The organism is Mucilaginibacter glaciei, from assembly GCF_014773245.1.
Taxonomy (GTDB): domain Bacteria; phylum Bacteroidota; class Bacteroidia; order Sphingobacteriales; family Sphingobacteriaceae; genus Mucilaginibacter; species Mucilaginibacter glaciei.
On the sequence record NZ_JACWMX010000004.1, the window covers coordinates 167,734 to 187,689 of the forward strand.

At 45.5% G+C, this 19,956-nt stretch carries 17 protein-coding genes; 9 read left to right on the plus strand and 8 right to left on the minus strand.

The annotated features are described in order from the left end of the window. Window positions 1-23: 23 nt before the first annotated feature. The 3 genes from IDJ76_RS10720 to IDJ76_RS10730 all read left to right on the plus strand — a co-directional run bounded on the left by IDJ76_RS10720 (window position 24) and on the right by IDJ76_RS10730 (window position 2,174). Complete coding sequence (locus IDJ76_RS10720) at window positions 24-776, plus strand: hypothetical protein (RefSeq protein WP_191163315.1); 753 nt, start codon at window positions 24-26, stop codon at window positions 774-776. Then, entirely contained in the window at window positions 773-1,096 is a 324-nt protein-coding gene (locus IDJ76_RS10725) for a hypothetical protein (protein WP_191163316.1), read from the plus strand. Before IDJ76_RS10720 ends, IDJ76_RS10725 begins: the two co-directional genes overlap by 4 nt. Window positions 1,097-1,157: 61 nt before the next feature. Further along, entirely contained in the window at window positions 1,158-2,174 is a 1,017-nt protein-coding gene (locus tag IDJ76_RS10730) for a DUF3078 domain-containing protein (protein ID WP_224746285.1), read from the plus strand. Window positions 2,175-2,256: 82 nt separating this feature from the next. Here the strand turns inward: IDJ76_RS10730 and IDJ76_RS10735 are convergent, their stop codons facing one another. Next, on the minus strand, window positions 2,257-4,710 hold the full coding sequence (locus IDJ76_RS10735) for a DUF5916 domain-containing protein (RefSeq protein WP_191163317.1): 2,454 nt from the start codon (window positions 4,708-4,710) through the stop codon (window positions 2,257-2,259). Window positions 4,711-4,874: 164 nt separating this feature from the next. On the opposite strand from IDJ76_RS10735, the gene ffh reads away from it, so the two are divergent. The 4 genes from ffh to IDJ76_RS10755 all read left to right on the plus strand — a co-directional run bounded on the left by ffh (window position 4,875) and on the right by IDJ76_RS10755 (window position 10,761). Further along, on the plus strand, window positions 4,875-6,203 hold the full coding sequence (ffh, locus tag IDJ76_RS10740; RefSeq protein WP_191163318.1) for a signal recognition particle protein: 1,329 nt from the start codon (window positions 4,875-4,877) through the stop codon (window positions 6,201-6,203). A gap of 117 nt (window positions 6,204-6,320) precedes the next feature. Continuing rightward, window positions 6,321-7,067, plus strand: a complete 747-nt coding sequence (locus IDJ76_RS10745; RefSeq protein WP_191163319.1) for an energy transducer TonB — start codon at window positions 6,321-6,323, stop codon at window positions 7,065-7,067. Between the two features lie 168 nt (window positions 7,068-7,235). Beyond that, window positions 7,236-8,015: an energy transducer TonB gene (locus IDJ76_RS10750; protein ID WP_191163320.1), complete on the plus strand. Its 780-nt coding sequence runs from the start codon at window positions 7,236-7,238 to the stop codon at window positions 8,013-8,015. A 589-nt stretch (window positions 8,016-8,604) separates the two neighbouring features. Continuing rightward, a complete protein-coding gene (locus IDJ76_RS10755) occupies window positions 8,605-10,761 on the plus strand; it encodes a S9 family peptidase (protein ID WP_224746286.1) in 2,157 nt (718 codons plus the stop codon). A 78-nt stretch (window positions 10,762-10,839) separates the two neighbouring features. On the opposite strand, the gene IDJ76_RS10760 is transcribed toward IDJ76_RS10755, so the two are convergent. The 5 genes from IDJ76_RS10760 to IDJ76_RS10780 all read right to left on the minus strand — a co-directional run bounded on the left by IDJ76_RS10760 (window position 10,840) and on the right by IDJ76_RS10780 (window position 15,778). Next, on the minus strand, window positions 10,840-13,464 hold the full coding sequence (locus tag IDJ76_RS10760; RefSeq protein WP_191163321.1) for a DUF5686 and carboxypeptidase-like regulatory domain-containing protein: 2,625 nt from the start codon (window positions 13,462-13,464) through the stop codon (window positions 10,840-10,842). Between the two features lie 132 nt (window positions 13,465-13,596). Next, window positions 13,597-14,616 (minus strand): class I fructose-bisphosphate aldolase, encoded by a 1,020-nt coding sequence (locus IDJ76_RS10765; protein ID WP_191163322.1) that lies wholly within the window; start codon window positions 14,614-14,616, stop codon window positions 13,597-13,599. A gap of 36 nt (window positions 14,617-14,652) precedes the next feature. Next, window positions 14,653-14,841 carry a hypothetical protein gene (locus IDJ76_RS10770; protein ID WP_191163323.1) on the minus strand — a complete coding sequence of 63 codons (189 nt, stop codon included), beginning with the start codon at window positions 14,839-14,841 and terminating at the stop codon, window positions 14,653-14,655. 7 nt (window positions 14,842-14,848) lie between these two features. Next, window positions 14,849-15,085 (minus strand): hypothetical protein, encoded by a 237-nt coding sequence (locus tag IDJ76_RS10775; RefSeq protein ID WP_191163324.1) that lies wholly within the window; start codon window positions 15,083-15,085, stop codon window positions 14,849-14,851. A gap of 99 nt (window positions 15,086-15,184) precedes the next feature. After that, entirely contained in the window at window positions 15,185-15,778 is a 594-nt protein-coding gene (locus IDJ76_RS10780) for a 2OG-Fe(II) oxygenase (protein WP_191163325.1), read from the minus strand. 105 nt (window positions 15,779-15,883) lie between these two features. Between IDJ76_RS10780 and IDJ76_RS10785 the strand changes: the two genes are divergently transcribed. Further along, window positions 15,884-17,833 (plus strand): beta-galactosidase trimerization domain-containing protein, encoded by a 1,950-nt coding sequence (locus IDJ76_RS10785; protein ID WP_191163326.1) that lies wholly within the window; start codon window positions 15,884-15,886, stop codon window positions 17,831-17,833. 32 nt (window positions 17,834-17,865) lie between these two features. After that, the gene (locus IDJ76_RS10790; protein ID WP_191163327.1) at window positions 17,866-19,137 is read left to right on the plus strand and encodes a DUF3472 domain-containing protein; all 1,272 of its coding nucleotides are present in this window, start codon (window positions 17,866-17,868) and stop codon (window positions 19,135-19,137) included. Window position 19,138: 1 nt separating this feature from the next. On the opposite strand, the gene IDJ76_RS10795 is transcribed toward IDJ76_RS10790, so the two are convergent. Next, complete coding sequence (locus IDJ76_RS10795; protein ID WP_191163646.1) at window positions 19,139-19,495, minus strand: iron chaperone; 357 nt, start codon at window positions 19,493-19,495, stop codon at window positions 19,139-19,141. Window positions 19,496-19,522: 27 nt separating this feature from the next. Beyond that, complete coding sequence (locus IDJ76_RS10800; RefSeq protein ID WP_191163328.1) at window positions 19,523-19,936, minus strand: VOC family protein; 414 nt, start codon at window positions 19,934-19,936, stop codon at window positions 19,523-19,525. Window positions 19,937-19,956 lie beyond the last annotated feature (20 nt).

Below are 19,956 nucleotides of genomic sequence, written 5' to 3' on the forward strand. Positions count from 1 at the left end.
ATACCGTAATTTTATGCCCTATCATGAAATTATGGCTTTCCGTATTTTTTTGGCTGATCACTTTTTCCGCTTTTGCACAGCAAAAAGAGGTGAGCGGGATTGTGTTTGATAAAGAAAGTAAAGTACGCATAGCAAAGGTTAATGTTTACAACGTTACCAAAGGTAGTGCGGTTTATAACACCTTTAAAGGCGAGTTTAAAATTCAGGCATCTGTTGGCGATATGCTGATATTCAGCAAGCCCGACCACTTTTCTGATACCGTTAAATTAAAAAGTTTTGCACCGGTTGCCGTTTACCTGCGCCCGCAGGCTATACAGTTACAGCAGGTTACCATACGAGATACCATGCTGAACCCGCAGAGGCGCTACCAGCAAACAAAAAGCGACTACAACCGAATTTACGGATCTATAAGCAGCAGTGAGTTTTTGACAGCATCGCCGGGTGTAGGGGCAGGGATAGGAATTGATGCCTTGTATAATGCCTTTAGCCGCAGCGGCAGAAATGCCGCCCATCTGCGCGAAGTAATTGACCGCGACTACAAGCAAAATGTAATAGATTACCGCTTTAATAAAACCTACGTGGCATCGGTAACCAAACTGATGGAGCCCCAGCTTACAGAGTTTATGCTCAAATACCGGCCGGGCTACTACCAGGTTACCCAGTTTAACGAGTATGAGTTTATAGCAAGTATCCGGACTAATTTACGCCGCTACCTGCGCAACCCACATGCATTTGATTTGCCCGTATTACCCATTATGCCCCTTCCGTCCGAATGAAGTACCCGGTAATAGTGGTGCCGTTTTTAAAAGTAAGCGGTATGGCTTTATTCCCATTTATACTGGTAGGCCGGCGCATCGACATAAACGACCCGGTATTGATCAATCATGAAAAGATCCATCTGCGGCAGCAGGCCGAATTACTGGTGCTTCCGTTTTACCTGTTATACTTAGTGAATTACCTTTTGAATTTGGCTGTGTACCGCAATCGTGAGCAGGCGTATCTGAACATTATCTTTGAGCGCGAGGCTTACCGGCACGAGGCAGACGGCTTATACCTGCAAAGCAGAAAATGGTTTAATTGGCGTAGATACTTTTAGCTTGGTGCTACATTTTAAATTAATGTAAGGAAATAACAGATTTTTACTTTTTATTTGTCGTATGTTAAAAACAGGTGTTAAATTGTTTTTTTTACTGTCGGTTATGTGTGCGCTCCGGGTAAATGCGCAAATTGTCGATACCGTTAAAAAAGACTCTGTAAAGATAGATACCAACCTGCTTAACAAATACCGTTTATACCCGCAACGGAATTCTATCCCGGTAAAAAACATTCAGCTTCAAATTCAGCAAGAGCAGTTGCCCGTTTCCCTGATGGATTATAAAGTAAACTACTGGCGCAAATATATCACCTTTGCCCTCAACTTTAACCAGGCGGCTTTTAGTAACAATTACGCAGCGGGTGGCATAACGTCTGTTGCGCTGGGGTCAAACTTTATTTACCATGTCGAATACAATAAGGCCCCCTTTAGTTATGTATCTGAATTGAATTTGCTTTATGGCAAATCAAAAAACAAGGGGCAGGGTGCCCGCAAAACCAACGACCGGATCTTTTTTGATAATAAGATAGCCTCGCAATTATCTAAACACTGGTTTTTCTTTGGGTCGTTAAGTTTCGAGAGCCAGTTTGATACTGGTTATCAGTACGATGCCAGTAACGTAAACCCGCCGTTGCTCATCTCTAACTTCATGTCGCCGGGTTACCTGACAGAATCTGTGGGTTTTGAGTATAAGCCGGCCAGTTATTTCGATCTGCGTTTAGGTACGGGTACTGCCCGCCAAACCTTTGTGCTCGATACTACTATTTACCGTAACATCCCCGGTAACTATGGGGTAACACCGGGCAAAACCATCCGTACGGATATTGCCTTCCAACTGGTAGCTATTTTTGATAAAGACATTGCCAAAAATATGCACTTTAATGCGCGTTATGATATGTTTGTGCCTTACGGCCAACCCCTTTCATACACCCGCCACCGTGTTGACGCCCTGTTGGCTGCTAAAGTTAACCGTCTCATCAACGTTTCTATCAACGGCACCATGCTGTTTGACAAAAACACATCCAACAGTGTGCAGGGTACGGAAGGCCTTTCATTAGGGGTGCTATATAAGTTCCCATAGCCATCATGTCATTGCGAGCGATAGCGTGGCAATCTCAAAGGACAAGCGAATATGCTAATTGCTACGTCGCTGCTGCTCTTCTCTAACTCTTATGCTTTTTCCTGATATCCTGGTAATCGATATAGTAGAGCACCTTTAGTGAGAAGTTGTTATTCTGCGGTTGGTTAAAGGTATTGTTCAGGTTGTTAAAATAGTTTTGCGTAGCCAGGCCGGTGTTGCTGAATGTCGAATTTTTCCAGGCCACACTTAGTTCGCTGCCGGGGGTAAACTGCCAAACGTACACCATATCAACATTCCAGATGTTTACGTTTTGGTTATTATCGTGGTTAAAATCGGTTGATGTTAATGTCTTTACCAATCCGTTTGAGGCCAGGTTAAAGAATTGCTTGTTATTCAGCTTGCTCCAGTAATGCCTCAAGCGAAGGTTAAGGCCCATAATGCCGCTAAAGGTGTACTTGAGGGTAAAGATATTCTCCACCGTTTTTACATCGCGGAGGGCGAAGATGGGGTTGCCTGCGCCATCCATGGTAGAGTAGCCCAGGTAATTGTTTTTTGGGCTGTAGGTAATATCCTCGCCAAAAGAGAATTTGTTGCTTAGGCGCAGGTTATAAAACCCCTCGATATCGTGCCCGTGCCCGCCAAAGTTATTGGCCACCCATTGGTCCGAATAAAAGAACCCGCCCGACAGGCGCTTGGCGCGGTTGGTGTTCAAATTCCAGTTCAGCACAAAATTCTCGGGCGACCGGTAAACCAGCCCGGCAACGCGGGGCTCATAAAAATCCTGCCCCTGGCGGCGGTAATGCCCGTTAATGTTGATCTGCCAAAAGTTTTTTAACTGCCCAAAGCCGCCAAAATTCTGGTTAAAGTATTGGTAAGATGTTGGGTTAACACGGCGCGAGTAATAAGTGTTAGTCCACACGCCCCATTGGGAGAAATACTTTTTGGGTTTGTAGTTGGTATAACTCAGGTTGAGGTTATGATCTAAAAAGTTATTGTTAAACAGGATGCCCAGATCGTTCGAGTCGTATTTGCTATCTACCAGATCCTGGTAAATGCTCCAGGTAAAATTACCGGACGACCGGCCCCCGCCCACTTCGTAACTGTAGCCTGTTTGTGTAGGTCTGCCAGGGCCGTATAAATTGCTCATTAATGCAAAGCCGCTTAGGTTATAGGTGTTCTTTTTATTGTTAAGGTTATACACCAGCCCGCCTACATCTGCCGAGTAATCTTTACCGAACCGATTCACATTGGTATTGATCAATGTTACTGCCGAGTTATTCTTCAGGTTTTGATCGAACACTAAAATATTATAGTTGGCCAGCGGGCTGGTTTGCACCTGCCTTCGGTTTCCCTGCGCATCTTCAATGGTTGCATACGAGGTATTGGTGATGGCATTGAATAAACCTATCCCCAACCCTTTTGAAGTGCGGCCCGATAGTTTGATGGCGTTAAGCAGCTTGGTTTCGGTGGGGTTACTAATCACTTCTTCGCCTGGCTTAAGGTTAGCATAGGCGGCGCCGGAATTGATAGGCGGCCCACCCACCCTGCGGCTGTAAAACAAATTCCCTTTATTAAACAGTTCGGTACCCTCGGTAAAAAAGGGGCGGTTCTCGTTATACTTTACTTCAAAAGGCGTAAGGTTAAGGATGCGGTTATCAGACTGCACCTGCCCAAAATCGGGTATTAGGGTAAGGTCGAGCGTAAAGCTTTCATTAATGCCGTATTTAACATCCATCCCGCCGTTAAAGGCATTGGAGGTGTTTTTAACTCCGGCGGTATTGTAAGGGTAATGATTAACGTAGGTAGAAAAATAAGGATAAAAGGCCAAACGCACGGGCGGCTCCAGTTTCTCTAACCCGGTTAGTATACCCTCCTGGTTAATAAAACCGTTCATTTTGGGGTCAATCTCATTCCAAAACAGCTGTTGCTGTAAATTCTGGCGCTTGCGGATCAAATTCATCCCCCAGGTTTGCACATCCTTTTTAGCAAAACGCAGGGCCGAATAAGGGATCTTCATCTCTGCCGTCCAGCCCTGTTCATCTATCTTCACCTTGCTTATCCAAACAGCGTTCCAGTTGGGGTCTTCGGTATTGCCGTTAGGGTTTGGGGCGTACTTAGCATCAAACTGGCTGTTGGCGGCGGTAACGAAAAAGCCCGTGCCGTTTATCCCGTCTTTATAAGTATCAAATATGATCCCGATGAAATCGGCATTGCCCACGTTATCACGCGTGGCCAGTTCTTTAGCAACCTTGTCTGCCGATGTTTCATACATGCGGGCGCCAATGTAAATAGAGGTGTTATCGTAAAGGATCTTTACCTCGGTACGCTCCTCGGGTTTTTCATGATGGCCGGCGGTGGGCTGCAGTTCAACAAAGCCGGTAGCGATGGGCACATTTTGCCAAACGGCATCATCTAAGGCGCCATCCATTTTGGGCGGCGTAGTGGTTTTTTGCGCCACAAGTGTTTTCTTTTCCTTTTGAGAAAAAGCGCATAGGGTTATTGCAGAGAATAGTATAGATAGTAAAAGTACTTTCATTAAGGGGGCTAATTGGTTGATAAGATGCGTAAAGTTGGCAAAACGTTACAGAACCAGTTGTTAAATGTTAGTTAACGAGTGTTAAAAAATGTTTTGTGCGAATGATTATTAGCCAAATCGCTTCAAAATCATAACTTTGCCTCCTCGAAAATCAGCGTAAAATAATGTTTGAAAATTTATCGGATAAACTCGACAGGGCCTTTAAGGTACTGAAGGGCCAGGGATCAATTACTGAAATAAACGTGGCCGAAACCATGAAAGAGATTCGCAAAGCTCTTTTGGATGCCGACGTTAACTATAAAACCGCCAAAACCTTTACAGATGATGTAAGGACAAAGGCAATGGGCGAGAATGTATTAAGCGCTATTTCGCCGGGCCAGTTGCTTACCAAGCTCATGAACGATGAGCTGACAGCCCTGATGGGCGGCACCACTGCCGACCTGGAGCTGAAGGCATCGCCCACCATTATCCTGATAGCGGGTTTGAACGGTGCGGGTAAAACTACCTTTACCGGTAAACTGGCTAACTACTTAAAAACACAAAAAGGCAAAAAACCATTATTGGTTGCCGATGATATTTACCGCCCCGCGGCGATTGATCAGCTGGAGGTTTTAGGCCAGCAGGTTGGCATCCCGGTTTACAGTAACCGCGACTCGAAAGACCCCGTTGCCATTGCTTTAGAAGGGATTGCACAAGCTAAGCAGAACGGCAACAACGTGGTGATCATAGATACCGCCGGCCGTTTAGCTATTGACGAGGCCATGATGGTGGAGATAGAAAAGGTGAAGGCAGCTATTAACCCGCACGAGATCCTGTTCGTGGTGGATAGTATGACCGGCCAGGATGCCGTGAACACTGCCAAAGTGTTTAACGACCGGCTTGACTTTACCGGTGTGGTGTTAACCAAGCTGGATGGTGATACCCGTGGTGGTGCTGCGTTATCTATCAAATCGGTAGTGAACAAGCCCATCAAGTTCATTGGTACCGGCGAAAAGATGGAAGCGCTGGACGTTTTCCACCCGGACCGTATGGCCTCGCGTATTTTGGGAATGGGCGATGTGGTATCCCTGGTAGAGCGTGCACAACAGCAGTTTGACGAAAAAGAAGCTGCCGAACTGCAGAAGAAGATCCGTAAGAACAAGTTTGACTTTAACGACTTTTACGGCCAGATACAACAGATCAAAAAAATGGGTAACATGAAAGATCTGATGGGCATGATACCGGGCGTGGGTAAAATGATGAAGGATGTAGAAGTGGGCGACGATGCCTTTAAATCTATCGAGGCCATTATTCAATCGATGACACCGAAGGAAAAGGAAAACCCCGACCTGATTACCCCGAGCCGCCGTAACCGGATAGCTAAAGGGTCGGGCACGGACCTGCAGGAAGTAAACCGCCTCATGAAACAGTTTGACGATATGCGCAAGGTGATGAAACAAATGAGCAACCCCGCCGCCATGGCCAACATGATGCGCCGCATGCCGAAAATGTAGAAAGATAATTAGAGATTTTTAGAGGCCCCGGCAGCAATGCTGGGGCTTTTTTGTGGGCGACACTAAGATGCCAAAGCGTTTTATATGATATTCAAAAAAAACTTCGAAATTTAAACCATGAAAAGAGGATTGTTACTATTTGCACTCATGATACCCATTATACTTTTTGCCCAAACGCAAGAGGTTACAAAGTTGGATCAGTTTGCTAATAATGTCGAAAAGTATCATGTACTTGAAGGTAACAGCGATATTAAAGATGGCGGGTACAAGGCTTATAATGGCGGGAACCTGATGATAGAAGGCTTTTACAAGGATAACTTGAAAGACAGTGTTTGGAAATACTACACGTTTAGTGGCCAAGTTCAATTACAGGGAAGTTTTCAAAACGATAAACGAGTAGGAATTTGGACGGCGTATAGTCGCGGACAAGTGCAGGTGCAATATAACTACACAAAAAACGAGTTGCTGTTTTTTAAACCAACGCCGGTAGATAGCCTAAAAATGTATCCGGTAATTAAAGGTTCGGATACGGTTGAAATGAAATTAGAGCGCTGCCCCGTTTTTTTAGACGGACCAAACAGGCTGTTTTTAAATTTAGCCAAAAGCATAAGATACCCTGTGGCAGCCCGGCAGGCGAATATTCAAGGCGATGTAGTAGTAGCATTTACGATCAATACAGACGGATCTCTTACCAATTTTAAAGTAAAAAAAGGATTAGGCTACGGCCTTGACCAGGAAGCGTTAAAGGCCGTAACCAGCATGGAGGGGAAATGGCTGCCGGGTTTATCAAATGGAATACCAGTTACGGTACAATATCTAATGCCGGTAAAGTTCGCGTTGTCTAACCAGGTTGTTTATAAATAAATCTGTCGACAACAACGTCCCGGCAATGAAAATTTTTCTTTTTTGACGGTGACGCAAAGTAAATCTCTTGTAGTAAATGCCGAACGGCTTACCATAAATACAGCAATAAACTAAAGGTGCTCCTATTTATTATTTCGCTTAATTAAATTATAGGATATATTTATGCCCATGAAAAGGCTTTTGCTGTATTTGGTATTGCTTACACCAGCTATATTATCTGCACAAACAAAACTGGTTACCGATAGAGATGAGGACAATAATATTGTTGAAAAGTACGAGGTGTTAAAAGCCGCGCCAACTATTAAGGATGGGGGGTACAAAAAATACACTTATAGAAATAACGAATTGGTTTGTGAAGGTTTTTACAAAAACGACCAAAGAGATAGCACCTGGAAATATTACGCTTTGCCAAACCAGCTTTCATTAGAAGGGCAATTTCACGCCGACCAACGCACCGGTGTCTGGACAGCCTACAGCCGGGGCATGGAACAAGTAAAATACGACTATACCACTAAACAACTTTTGTTCTTTAAGGCGCCACCGGCAGACAGCCTTAAAGAGTACCGGGTGATTAACGGCGCAGATACGATCATTGCCCATTTAGATCGCTGCCCGGTTTATTTAGATGGCCCGGGTAATATGATAAAGCTATTGGTAAAAAACGTAGTTCCGCGTACGGCCAATTCCGATGAAATCAAGGGAGAAGTGATTATCGCATTTACACTTAACAAAAACGGTAGCCGGACCAATTTAAAGATTAAAAAAGGCATAGGCTTTGGGCTTGACGAGCAGGTGTTTTATGCAGTAGCTAATTTAGACGGCCAATGGCTCCCGGGTATACTAAACAACAAGCCGGTGGCTGTCGAATATCTGGTCCCTGTTAAGTTTAATATTCCTGCCCCGCATGTAATCAGGGTATCAAGAATGATAGGGCAATCTGTGCAATAATCCCTGCCTGGAGCGAGTATGCAGCGGTGAAATAGTTATGGCGTACTCATCACAACGCCAATTATAGTAGAGGTACTAATTTACGTTGTCATTTCGAAACGAGGTACGAGTGAGAAATCTTCTTCGTGATGCAAGGTCTGCTCAAATCTGGCGCACGCTTGCGAAATAATTCACGATTTGCGCAAGGGAATGAACAATAAACATGCCCGCCGCCATTGCTAAAATGCGCGCCACAGACCAAAATGTAAAGAGATAATTAGAGATTTTTAGAGGCACCCTACCCGAAGTCTTTTGTTATATATAACCTGCCATCCGATGTCTTTGACTTCGCGAATACCCTTGCCGCCTAACAATTTTACTAAAATTAATGGTGGCGCTATCGTGTCAGTACCAAAAAAGTAATAACCTGATTATCAGATGTTCATGAATGTTCACGGTGTTCATGGTGTTCATGCGTGAACATGAACACATTTTACCCCCTCATTTCCTCGAAGTAAGTACTATTAAAACCCGTTCGTAAAAAAGATAGTACATCTGCCTAATGCCATAAATTTTTATAAACTTTAGCCTTTCAATCAGTTTTAAAGCTATGATGTTAACCTTACCACGCAAATCCCTATGGGTGGCGCTTGCTCTAACGGCATTTTCGGCACAAGCGCAAAAAAAGCAGCTTACCACCGGGCAAATGCTCAAGAACGAACCGAATAAGATTGTCGCCCCTATCCCCAATATTACCGGTTGGGCCGATAATACACATTACATAAAGGGTGCTGCCGGCCGCCGTGGCGGCAACGGTACCGCGGTTGATGTACTTACCGGTGCCGAAACCCCTTATACGCCACCGCCTGCAAAGGGTACCACCGTATCGGTGCATGATAAAGACATTTACCTGAAAGCGGTTGACGGTACCGAAACCCGCCTAACCAAAACAGTTGATCTGGAGCAAAACCCGCAACTATCGCCCGATGGTAAAATGGTGGCCTATACTTTTGGCGGCAACCTTTACCTGATCGATATCGCCGCAGGCAAAACATCAAAACTAACTACCGATGGTACGGATGTGATCTACAACGGTTACGCCTCATGGGTTTACTACGAAGAGATTTTGGGGCGCCCTACGCAGTACCGGGCTTTTTGGTGGTCGCCGGATAGCAAGCACCTGGCCTGGATGCACTTTAACGATACCAGGGTGCCTATGTTCCCGATCTATAACTCAGAAGGCCAGCACGGCTTTACCGAGCTTACCCGCTACCCGGAGGCTGGAGATCCCAACCCGGAAGTGAAGATGGGCTTCTATTCTATTGCTGATAATAAGATCAGCTGGGCCGATTTCGATGAGAAAGCGGATACTTATTTGGGCACGCCGTTTTGGTCGCCAGATGGCAGTTCGTTGTGGATGCAGTGGATGAACCGCGATCAGAATAACCTGAAGATCTATACGGTTAACCCGACTACGGGTGCCAAGAAGGAGATCTATGACGAAGCGCAAAAAACCTGGCTGGACTGGTTTGATGATATCAACTTCCTTAAAAGCAACCCGGGCTATATCGTAAAGAGCGATAAAAGCGGCTGGATGCAATTATATTGGTATGGTATGGATGGCAAGCTTAAAACGCAGATCACCAAGGGTGATTTTACAGTAACCAACCTTACTTACATCGACGAGAAGAATAAACTGGTATACTTTACCGCCCGTAAAGAGAACTCCGCTCGGGTTGACTTTTATAAGATCGGCTTTACCGGAAAAGGCCTCACCCGCCTAACTACCGGCGAGTATAATCACAATATCAATTTATCGCCGGAAGGCAGTTACTTCACAGATAGCTATTCAAACGTGAGCACCCCAACCAAACTGGCGGTGTATGATAACAAAGGTAAGCTGATCAAAGAAATTGCCGATAGCAAAGGTGCCGAGTATGGCGATTATGAATTAGCTACCACCCAATTGTTGCGCGTTAAAACAGCCGATGGTTTCGATTTGCCGATGACGGTAATGCTGCCAACCAATTTTGATAAAACTAAAAAGTATCCGGTAGTAATCAGCATATACGGCGGACCTAATGCAGGTACCGTGATGGATACATGGCGCTTTAGCGGCCAAAGCCAGTGGTGGGCAAAAGAGGGCATTATACAGGTGGCGTTAGATCACCGTGCCTCGGGCCATTTTGGTAAGGCCGGCCAAAACTATATTTATAAAGACCTGGGCAAATGGGAAATGGCCGACTACATCACGATGGTAAAATACCTGGAAGCCAACTACGGGGTAGACCCGGCAAGGATAATGATTACAGGCGGCAGCTATGGCGGTTACATCACTGCTTACGCTTTAACTTACGGTGCCGATGTATTTACTCACGGTATCGCTAACTTTGGTGTAATGGATTGGAGCCTTTATGATTCGCACTACACAGAACGCTATATGGGCACCCCTAAAAACAACCCTGAAGGTTATAAGAACAGCTCGGTGTTGACCTATGCCGATAAGCTTAAAGGCACCCTGCGTATTGTACATGGCACAATGGACGATAACGTGCACATGCAAAACAGTATCCAGCTAATCTCAAAACTGCAGGACCTGGGTAAAAACTTTGAGTTTATGCTTTATCCCGGTCAGCGTCACGGCTTCCGCGACCCAGCCAAAGCAGCACATAGCACGATGGAAGCAAATAAATTCATCTACAAATATTTGTTGAATAAACCATTCCCTGAGGAAGATTTTAAACGACCTGCGCCAACAAGGCCATAGATAAAAGCATTCAAAATAAAATGCCCCCAAATAGTATTAGCTATTGGGGGCTTTTATTGGATAAAAACGCAAATTAGGTTATAAATCGGGCCTGATACTTAATTTAAGGCCGTAGGGTGATATGCCGGGATGATCCAGGTAATTAAATCGTTTAATAATGTCGAAACGGAGCAGTTTAAAAATGTTACCTAAGCCAACACCAGCCTCTACGTATGGTGTGCTGCCTAAGCCGTAGGTGCCATTTGAATCTTTTGACCCGGTTGGAAACTGGTACAGGTTGACTGATAGTAGCGGGTTGTTTTCGGCACGCAGGCCCCCGTACAAAATTTTACCTGACAGGTACTCCCGCCATTTTAAGTGTTTTATCAACGGTATCTTATTTAAAAAGAACCCGTTAAAGCTTTGCGTATAATTTAACCCGGCGTAATGATCGCTTACAAATTCAAGGTAGTACATTTTATTGTACGCGTTACGGTCATAAGATATTGATTGGTTGGCCGGGCTGATATTTAATAACGGGAAAGGAATCTTACCTATCAGGTATCCACCCAACAGCGTTACATCAGCATAACCTAATTGCGAAAGGTAAAAGCGTTTATAGATGTTAGCGGTTATATTGGTGTAATTATATGCCCCGTTAAATACGCCTTTCATCCCCTGGGTAATAAATAAATTGTAGATAGGGTATGGACTTTTGATCGTCCGCCGGCTTTGCGACCCTTGTATCAATTGTTCATGGGGCGCGAACCTTAAACCAATGTTGATCTCGCTGGTGGTCAGGTCGCGGATAATGGTACCCGGCTGGTCGTTAACTCGGAAACGCAAAGAACCCGCGGCTTGCTGGTTCCAGTTACGGAAGGTGACGTTGTATGAGAAATGGTTCTCAAAATCTTTCACATACGCCAACGAAAAGATCTTGTTATAAAGCCAGTAATCGGTACCGCCCGTTTGAAAAGAGCCCAACGCCGCCTGCGAACTGTTGATTGAAAAATTTTGCCCGGGCAGGTCTACATCATAGCTATAACCTACCTTAAAATAATCATTTGGGAAACGGTAGGGAGCCACCTTATTGAGTGCGAAAATAGTATTGAGTTCGTATTTAAATTGCTGGTCGCGCAGCCCGTAGGCAGTAAACCCATCCAGGTAAATAGTTTTATTGAACTCTGGCGTTGTGCGCGCGCCTAACTGAAAACGGCTGCCCTCTTGGGTATCATAAGAATAAAGTGAACCTACGGGCCCCGCCTGTAGTGGACCTACTTTCGCATAATCAGTAGTAAAGGTTGATGTAAACCAGGTGAGCCGTTTAAACGATGGCATGTTTTGCAGCCTATTGATGCGCGCGTATACCTGGGTTTGTTTGGCAGCGGTGCTGTCAGCAGGTTGTGCAGCCCAGATTGCGGTGTCGGCCTTTGCTGCTTCCGGTATAGCCTGCAAGCTTTTACCATTGTAAAAAGCAGATGGTTGTGGCGTATTCAATTTATAATCATAGTAGCTAACCGTTCGTTCGCCAATAACCCCGGTTCCCTTACTTTTCGAAATGCCAAAGTCCGCTTTTACATTAGTTTGGGTAAGATAGTATCGCCCGTCGGGATAGGGCCTGAAATCAAGCTTGATCGTTAAGCTCCGCATAAAGTTGATATTGATCTGCTTGTTAACATTTAACTCACAGCCGTCTACTGCATAGCGCCCGTCGAGCGTTACGAGCAAATAGCCTTCAAATAGCAAGTCTCCTTTAGCACGGGGGGTAAAGCTTATCCGGGCCAGTTTGCCCCTATCGGTGGCTATGGTATCTGTTATAAAAAACTTATAGAAATTGGGCGCATGGTCTGCAATGGGGCTCAGAAATTCGTTTACCATCACAAAAATATTGTTCTCATAAATATCGATGTTATTACCGTATAGTCTGTTGAGGTAAGTTTCAACCCCGGCAGTATCTATAAATTTGATGATATTGATTCCCTTTTCGGCCTGCAAGATCCGGATATTCTTTTCCGGGTTTTTTCGGTAATAATTCTGGTAGATCTTTTCGCTGAAAAAAACCGGCAGAGTAGCCTGTTTTTGTCCGTTCACGGTTGAGGATGAATCGAGCATGAACTTATATTTGCTAAAAAAGCTCCCGTTAACAAATTTCTTAGGCAGGTTAAAAAGAGATAAACCGATACGCTCATATTGATTATATTGAAGGTAATCGCCGCTTTGCATTCGGTTTTGCGATTTATGGTCTATTACCTGCTGGATCAGTTCAACGGCGGGGTTGCCCTTGTTGCGGTATTTTGCCTTTTTGCCTGATACTACCGAAACTTCTTTAAGTTGTGTTTGTGAGCTGCTCAGGCGGATCACCAGGTCATTCACCTGCCCGGACTTTATAGTTTTAGTTACGGTTTGATAGCCCACAAAAGAAAAAGCCACCTTACTAAATGCGCCTGCGCCGCTGAGTTTAAATTCGCCTATTGCATTGGTGCTTGTACCAAACTGGCTGCCGGGGAAGGCAACAGTAATGAAAGATAGCGGCTTATTGGTTACGGCATCTACCACTTTACCTCTTACTACGGTGGCGGCAGGTGTTACTGTCGTCTGCTGAGCACGAACGTTAGCCGGAAAAAAAAAGAATAAAAAAGTAATAGGTAGCGCGAAGAACAAGCACTTGAAAAAGAAATAAACTCGGTAGTATACTAAATTATACCCGCTAAATATCGATGTCACGATTATCAAATGAAGGCTATTAAGTATATGCTGAACCTGCTAATTAACGACTTACAGTACAATTAAGTACTTATCCGAACCTGAAAAATAATCAGGAAACAAATTTATAGCCGACAGTTTTTAATGTTGGATTTATTTCTCCATAGCTGCACGGTATTCTCCACGCCTGGCCGCATTGTTTAAACGTGCACGATCATACAATAGTTGCTGCGCTGTAGCCACATTTTCATCCTTACCTTGCCAATAGTCCATTGCGGGTTGTTGCAATGCCCGCGCATAAGAGAACGTAAGCGCCCAGGGCAATTTATTCCTATACTGCACATGCATTGCATTTAAATGCGCGCTGGCATCTTCCGGATTTTGGCCGCCTGAAAGAAACGCTACTCCAGGCACCGCCGCTGGTACGCATCTCAATAGGCATTTTACCGTTTCGTCGGCAACCTGTTCTACAGTTGCAGTTTGCGTTGAATCAAGGCCTGGCAGTATCATATTAGGTTTCAGGATCATCCCCTCTAAATATACCCGCTGACTAATAAGCACCTCGAAAACTATATGCAGCACACGTTGCGTGACCTCAAAACACTTTTCAATAGTATGGTCGCCATCCATAATTACTTCGGGCTCAACAATGGGCACTAAGCCAGCCTCCTGACAAAGGGTTGCATACCGGGCCAGCGCGTGGGCATTGGCGTAAATGCAACCATCGGTAGGAATCTCATCGGCAATACTGATCACTGCGCGCCACTTGGCAAATTTTAAGCCTGCTTTCGCGTAGTCTGCTAACCGTTCACGTAACCCATCCAGCCCTTCGGTGATCTTTTCACCAGGGAAGGCTGGCATATCCTTTGCCCCCTCGTCTAACTTTATTCCGGGGATGATACCCGCATCGTTCAAAACTGATATAAATGACTTACCATCCGCGGTACTTTGTTTAACCGTTTCGTCAAACAAAATAGCCCCACTAATGCACTCTCCCAAGCCGGGCGTAGTTACAATTAACTCGCGATATTTCCGGCGAAACTCTTCTGTCTCCGGGATGCCTGCTTCCTTAAAGCGTTTGTTCGCTGTCGGGGTGCTCTCGTCCATCGCCAGTAACCCTTTATTACCTGCCATTAGTTGGCGGGCTGTTTCTATAAGTGCCTGCTTGTTCATTTTAGCATTTTAGGCTTAATAATTTAAAAACCCGCATCAATGCCTGGGCTCGCCGTTGTAATCGGGCGGTAATTCTGGCACTTCCGTTGTTTCGGGTTTAGCTATCTCCGGCTTTTCATTATATCCGGTATTTGCCCCCTGTCCTGGCTGTTCTACCTCTGGTTGCGGCTCATATCCCGAGCCGCCCTCGGCAGGCCCGGTTTCTTCATCGTGCTTTTTGCCCATGCCGATACTATAGCACGTGGTCTAATACAGACTTGATTGATTTTTTGGAGAAGGGAACCTTTTTGCTTCCGTATTCTGCAGCTGCATTCTTTGCCGCATCTTTAAGCATCTTTTTAGCTTTTTTGCGGGACACCTGGCCGCTATCGCTCAAAAACCAATAAGTAAGCGCACCCGCTGCAAGGGTACCAATGGCTATAGTTGCTATTAAACCGGTATGGTCTTTTTTTTGAAATGGATTTTTCATAACGTTAAAATTAAAGTGTAAACCGCCGGGCTACGCCACGCGGTAGTTTTATAACGGTTGTTAAGCGGTTTTGTTTAATTGGATTTTTACAAGTGTAGTTTACCCCACCTTTAACCATCCCGTAATGCTCATCCGTTGTTTGGCGGTAACCAACACCTCGTGTTCCAGATCGGTACTTTTAAAGAAAACGCTTTTACCGTTCATTGGCGATATATGCTGCAGGTGATCGCTGTGATGGATGCACAGTTCGCCGCCGTCGGCCTGCACCCAATCCGTATTCAGGTACATGATCATGGAGTAAGCCCGGCTGCCGTTATTTTGAAACTGATCCAGGTGCTTTTTATAGAAGGCGCCCTTTTCATACAAAGTATAATGAAACTCGTACCCGGTAATGCCGGTATAGCAGGTACGGTTAAGGTATTCAATAAAGCCGTCCATCAGGTCAAAAAAGGCATTCTCGTAAATATCGTTATGTTTACGGTCAAGCCAGTAAATGCTGTCGCCCCTAACCTGTTTATCAAGAGCCACCAAATTTTCGTTACCCGTGCCTGCATTGTGCATCAGCTTATCGGCAAAAAGCAATAGCAAGTTATCTTTTAAGTGGCCGGAAAGGGCAATGCTCAAAAAATGATCAGATACGCCAACCTGGGTATCTATGTAACTGTCGACAAATGAACTGAAAGTTTTTTCCAAAAGGAAGGCATCACAGTAGCGTGATCGTGCGTTTTGGTGAATGTACCCTTAATAAACCGCATAAGCCCTATACAAACCATTAACCCGTAACTTAGTTATTTAAACATGCAATATTCGAGCAAGCAGCAGGCTACACCGATAATGATGGGTGCCGAGATCTTTATTGAGCCGGGGCAGATGCCCGAAGAGATAGATACCTGGTTTTTGCGCCTTAAAGAGGCTGGTATGACCGTTACCCGTATCCGTTTGTTTGAAACCTATATGCACCGGGCAGATGGCAGCTGGGATTTCGTTCTGTTTGATATAGCTTATCGCGCTGCCGAAAAATATGGTATTAAGATTTATGGCAACCTCTTCCCTGCAACAGCCTTTACCGACCTGGGGGGCCTAAAATTTCCGCGGGATGATGAGCATTTTAAGGCTATATCCCTTTACGTTGAAAAAGTTGTTTCTCATTTTGTAAAGTTCCCTTCACACTATGGCTGGGTGCCGGTAAATGAGCCCGGTGTGGGGCATTTTCCGCAAGAGCAGTTTGCTACAACTAAATACGCAGAATGGAAAGCCGCTCAACCTGTGGCCGGTCATGATAGCCATGGTTACGACCGTTTTGACTTTGCCGATGAGCGCTTTCACCTACACTACAATACCTGGTTTTTAAAATGGCTTACAGACGAGATCCTAAAATATGACCCGCATGGGATTATTCACGTAAACAACCACGCGATTTTTAAAAACGTGGCAGAGTACGATTTCCCGGAGTGGCGTGAATTCCTGACCAGCCTGGGTGGCTCTGCGCACGCCAGTTGGCACTTTGAATATTTTAACCGTAAGCAGTATGCGCTGGCGGTGGCAGCAAATTGCGAGATCATCCGCTCCGGCGCGGGTGGTATCCCCTGGTTTATGACCGAGCTGCAGGGCGGCAATAACACATACAGCGGTTTCCTGGCACTATGCCCTACAGCCGAAGAGATTACCCAGTGGCTTTGGATAGCAATGGGCACCGAAAGTAAGGGCGCCATATTCTGGTGCCTTAACCCGCGCTCGTCCGGGATCGAGGCCGGTGAATGGGCCATGCTGAATTACCATGACCAGCCATCAGACAGGCTTGTAGCCGCAACAGAAGTGACCAAATCTATTCATCAGCATATCGGTTTTTTTGAAGGTGCCAAAGAACTTGAATCGGGCGTAAACATCTTATACACCCGCGAATCTTTATGGGTAGAAAAAAAGCTGCAAACGGGTGGTAAACCTTACGAAGGCCGTAGTGAGGGTGGGGTCATGAAATCGGCCGTTGCTTACTTCGAGGCATTAAGCGAGGCCGGCATACAAGTCAATTTTAAAGAAATTGGCGAATTTGATTTTACCAGGGATTCTTATCTCGGCATAGCTATCATATTGGCACACCAAATCTCTATCCCATCTAAATATTGGGAGCCACTGCAAAACTTTGTATTAAAAGGAGGTAAACTGATCGCCGATGGCCTGACAGGTTATTATGACGAACATGCTGTTTGCCTGATGCGGATGGGCTTCCCTATGCGCGATCTGTGGGGCGCGGATGCTTTAGAATATAGAGCTATCGATGCTATAGAGCCGCTAACTATTGATGGTATTGATCTCCCGTCTTTTCAATGGAAAGGGATTTTAGCGCCGACTACCGGCGAGGGAGTTGCTTACAGTGGTAGCGATGTGGCCGCCGTCAAAAACCACTATGGCGATGGTGTGGTTTATTGGATCCCATCAATGGTTGGGTTGGGCAGTAGGTTGACAGACGACTACAGTGCGCTCAATCAATTCTTATCAATGGCATTAGGACTTAGCGATACCCCGTTTATATTTGATGCGCCTCAAAAGGGTGTGTTGATGAAAGTGCTGTATAATGCAGGCCAAACGGTTACCATCATCATTAATAAATCGGCAGATAACAGGGTATTTAAATTAAACACGCCGGGAGATGGTTTGCCGGAAGTGATCTATGCAAATAAAGCGGGCACAGTACCAGGATCAGAGATCAACATCGGTCCCGAAGAAACGCTGGTAATTAAGTGGGCGTAAGTATTAGCTTTGTGTTTTAAGCCTATGCTGATATGAAAAAGATCTTGTTAGCCTTATTACTGATAGCGAACCTGCCATCCGTCGCACAATCTACAAAAGTTGTGATCCCTTTTGGAGGGAATGCGTTTGCAAGCGGTAGCTCCGTAATCACCGATGACGGATTAACAAAATGGTCCGATCCAAAGGCAGTAACAGTCGTCTATTTCAGGACTGATTTGCCGCAAACCTTTAAGTTATCGCTCAGGTTGCGCGTACCAGTGGGTAAAAGCCGGATCCGGATAACAGCAGGCACAACTATTTTTAACAAAACCATTACCAACGCTGCGTTTGATACCATCAGTATCGGCGAGCTTACGGTTACTACACCCGGCTATATCAAGATAAGCCTTAAAGGCTTGAGTAAAACAGGGAACGTTTACGCCGAAGTAACCGATTTGATTGTTGAGAACGTTAACCCGGATGATCAGCTGACTTATGTTAAAACCGGGTCGTCTTTCCATTTTGGAAGACGCGGCCCTTCTGTGCATTTGCGTTATGCCGTACCGGCGGCGGTTAAGCAAGACGTTAAATGGTTTTATAACGAAATTGAAGTGCCGCAAAAAATGGATGTTGTAGGGTCTTATTTCATGGCAGATGGTTTTAATGGGGGATATTTTGGTATGCAGGTAAATTCGGCAACCGAACGCAGGGTGCTTTTCTCCGTATGGAGCCCTTTCCAAACAGATGACCCGAAAAGCATTCCCGACAGCCTGCGGGTTAAGCTGACCCGTAAAGGCAGCACCGTGCATGGCGGCGAATTTGGCAGCGAAGGCTCGGGCGGGCAAAGCTATCTGCAATACCCGTGGCAGGCTGGTAAAACTTATGCCTTTTTGCTTCGTGCCGAATCAGATAAGGCCCATAATACGACAACGTACACCGCCTGGTTAAAAGATGTAGCCGCAGGCAACTGGATGCTGATAGCCGGGTTTAACAGGCCGCAAACAGCAGCTAACCTTACCGGCCTGTATTCGTTTGTGGAGAACTTTGAACCCGATAACGGCGACAAGATTCGCATGGCGCATTTTAAAAACCAATGGATTGCCGATAGCAATGGCAAATGGTATGAGCTAACCAGTGCAACCTACACAGGCGATGAAACGGCTAAAAAGAATTACCGCAAAGACTATGCAGGTGGCCTTGCGGGTAATGTCTTCTTCCTGCAAAACGGTGGTTTTTTTGACAGCTTTGTACCGCTGGGTAAATCATTTGAACGGCCGGCCGGTAAAGCGCCTGTGATAGATTTAAACGCCTTGCCCACTAACTGATCTATTTCTTTTTCCTTGCATCCTCCGCCAGCCTAAAGGCGGTAATGCGTTTAACTAACTCCAAGGGCATTTGTTCGCTCAGGCTGAACTGCAACGAGCCCTTTGCTGATTTGTACCGGGCGATGTCATTCTTAAATGCTGCTATCGCTACCGCGCCGGGATAAAAGCCGATGTGCCTTTCGTAACCCGCAAAGTAAACCAGCACTTTATTCATTTTAAAGGCCGGCATGCCATAGCTGATCACTTCTTGAGCATCAGGAGCGGCGTGTTTAACCGCCTCACGCACTTGTTGTAATGCAAGCTGTGTGGTTGCAGTAAACGCGGCAATGTAGGCATCAATATCTGCGGCATTGTTCATTCTCATTCGTTAAAGATAACCATTCCATTAGCCTTTCATTTTGCTCATGTCCATATATAGCGCGTTCCAGCGGTGGCCGTCCGGGTCGCAAAAGGCAAAGCCGTACATCCAACCCTGTACTACGGCGGGTGGGGCGAAAATATCGCCGCCGGCAGCTTGCACTTTGTCGGCAATCTGGTTTATCTCCTCCTCACTCTCCGCACCGAATGAGAACATCACCTCGGTATTTTTAGTGGTATCGACCAAGCCATTTTGAGTGACATTTTTAAAAGCATCATTCTGAAAAAGCATGATCACCACCTTTTTTTCGCCGATAATAAGCGGAGCGGTTACCGGCGAATTGCCAGGCCCGTCACCAATAGTAAAGCCTATTTGTGTGTAAAAAGCTTTGGCGCGGTTAAGATCTTTCACCGGCAGGTTCATCCATAAGTCTTTTTTCATAATGCTAAGTATTTGATATT

What these genes read in the sequence shown, in the direction of transcription:
- IDJ76_RS10745 (WP_191163319.1), top strand. Translation starts at nt 6,321, where the DNA reads ATGAAAAGAGGATTGTTACTATTTGCACTCATGATACCCATTATACTT.
- IDJ76_RS10725 (WP_191163316.1), top strand. Translation starts at nt 773, where the DNA reads ATGAAGTACCCGGTAATAGTGGTGCCGTTTTTAAAAGTAAGCGGTATG.
- IDJ76_RS10765 (WP_191163322.1), bottom strand. Translation starts at nt 14,616, where the DNA reads ATGAACAAGCAGGCACTTATAGAAACAGCCCGCCAACTAATGGCAGGT.
- IDJ76_RS10785 (WP_191163326.1), top strand. Translation starts at nt 15,884, where the DNA reads ATGCAATATTCGAGCAAGCAGCAGGCTACACCGATAATGATGGGTGCC.
- IDJ76_RS10775 (WP_191163324.1), bottom strand. Translation starts at nt 15,085, where the DNA reads ATGAAAAATCCATTTCAAAAAAAAGACCATACCGGTTTAATAGCAACT.
- IDJ76_RS10735 (WP_191163317.1), bottom strand. Translation starts at nt 4,710, where the DNA reads ATGAAAGTACTTTTACTATCTATACTATTCTCTGCAATAACCCTATGC.
- IDJ76_RS10790 (WP_191163327.1), top strand. Translation starts at nt 17,866, where the DNA reads ATGAAAAAGATCTTGTTAGCCTTATTACTGATAGCGAACCTGCCATCC.
- IDJ76_RS10800 (WP_191163328.1), bottom strand. Translation starts at nt 19,936, where the DNA reads ATGAAAAAAGACTTATGGATGAACCTGCCGGTGAAAGATCTTAACCGC.
- IDJ76_RS10750 (WP_191163320.1), top strand. Translation starts at nt 7,236, where the DNA reads ATGAAAAGGCTTTTGCTGTATTTGGTATTGCTTACACCAGCTATATTA.
- IDJ76_RS10720 (WP_191163315.1), top strand. Translation starts at nt 24, where the DNA reads ATGAAATTATGGCTTTCCGTATTTTTTTGGCTGATCACTTTTTCCGCT.
- IDJ76_RS10795 (WP_191163646.1), bottom strand. Translation starts at nt 19,495, where the DNA reads ATGAACAATGCCGCAGATATTGATGCCTACATTGCCGCGTTTACTGCA.
- IDJ76_RS10755 (WP_224746286.1), top strand. Translation starts at nt 8,605, where the DNA reads ATGATGTTAACCTTACCACGCAAATCCCTATGGGTGGCGCTTGCTCTA.
- ffh (WP_191163318.1), top strand. Translation starts at nt 4,875, where the DNA reads ATGTTTGAAAATTTATCGGATAAACTCGACAGGGCCTTTAAGGTACTG.
- IDJ76_RS10730 (WP_224746285.1), top strand. Translation starts at nt 1,158, where the DNA reads ATGTTAAAAACAGGTGTTAAATTGTTTTTTTTACTGTCGGTTATGTGT.
- IDJ76_RS10770 (WP_191163323.1), bottom strand. Translation starts at nt 14,841, where the DNA reads ATGGGCAAAAAGCACGATGAAGAAACCGGGCCTGCCGAGGGCGGCTCG.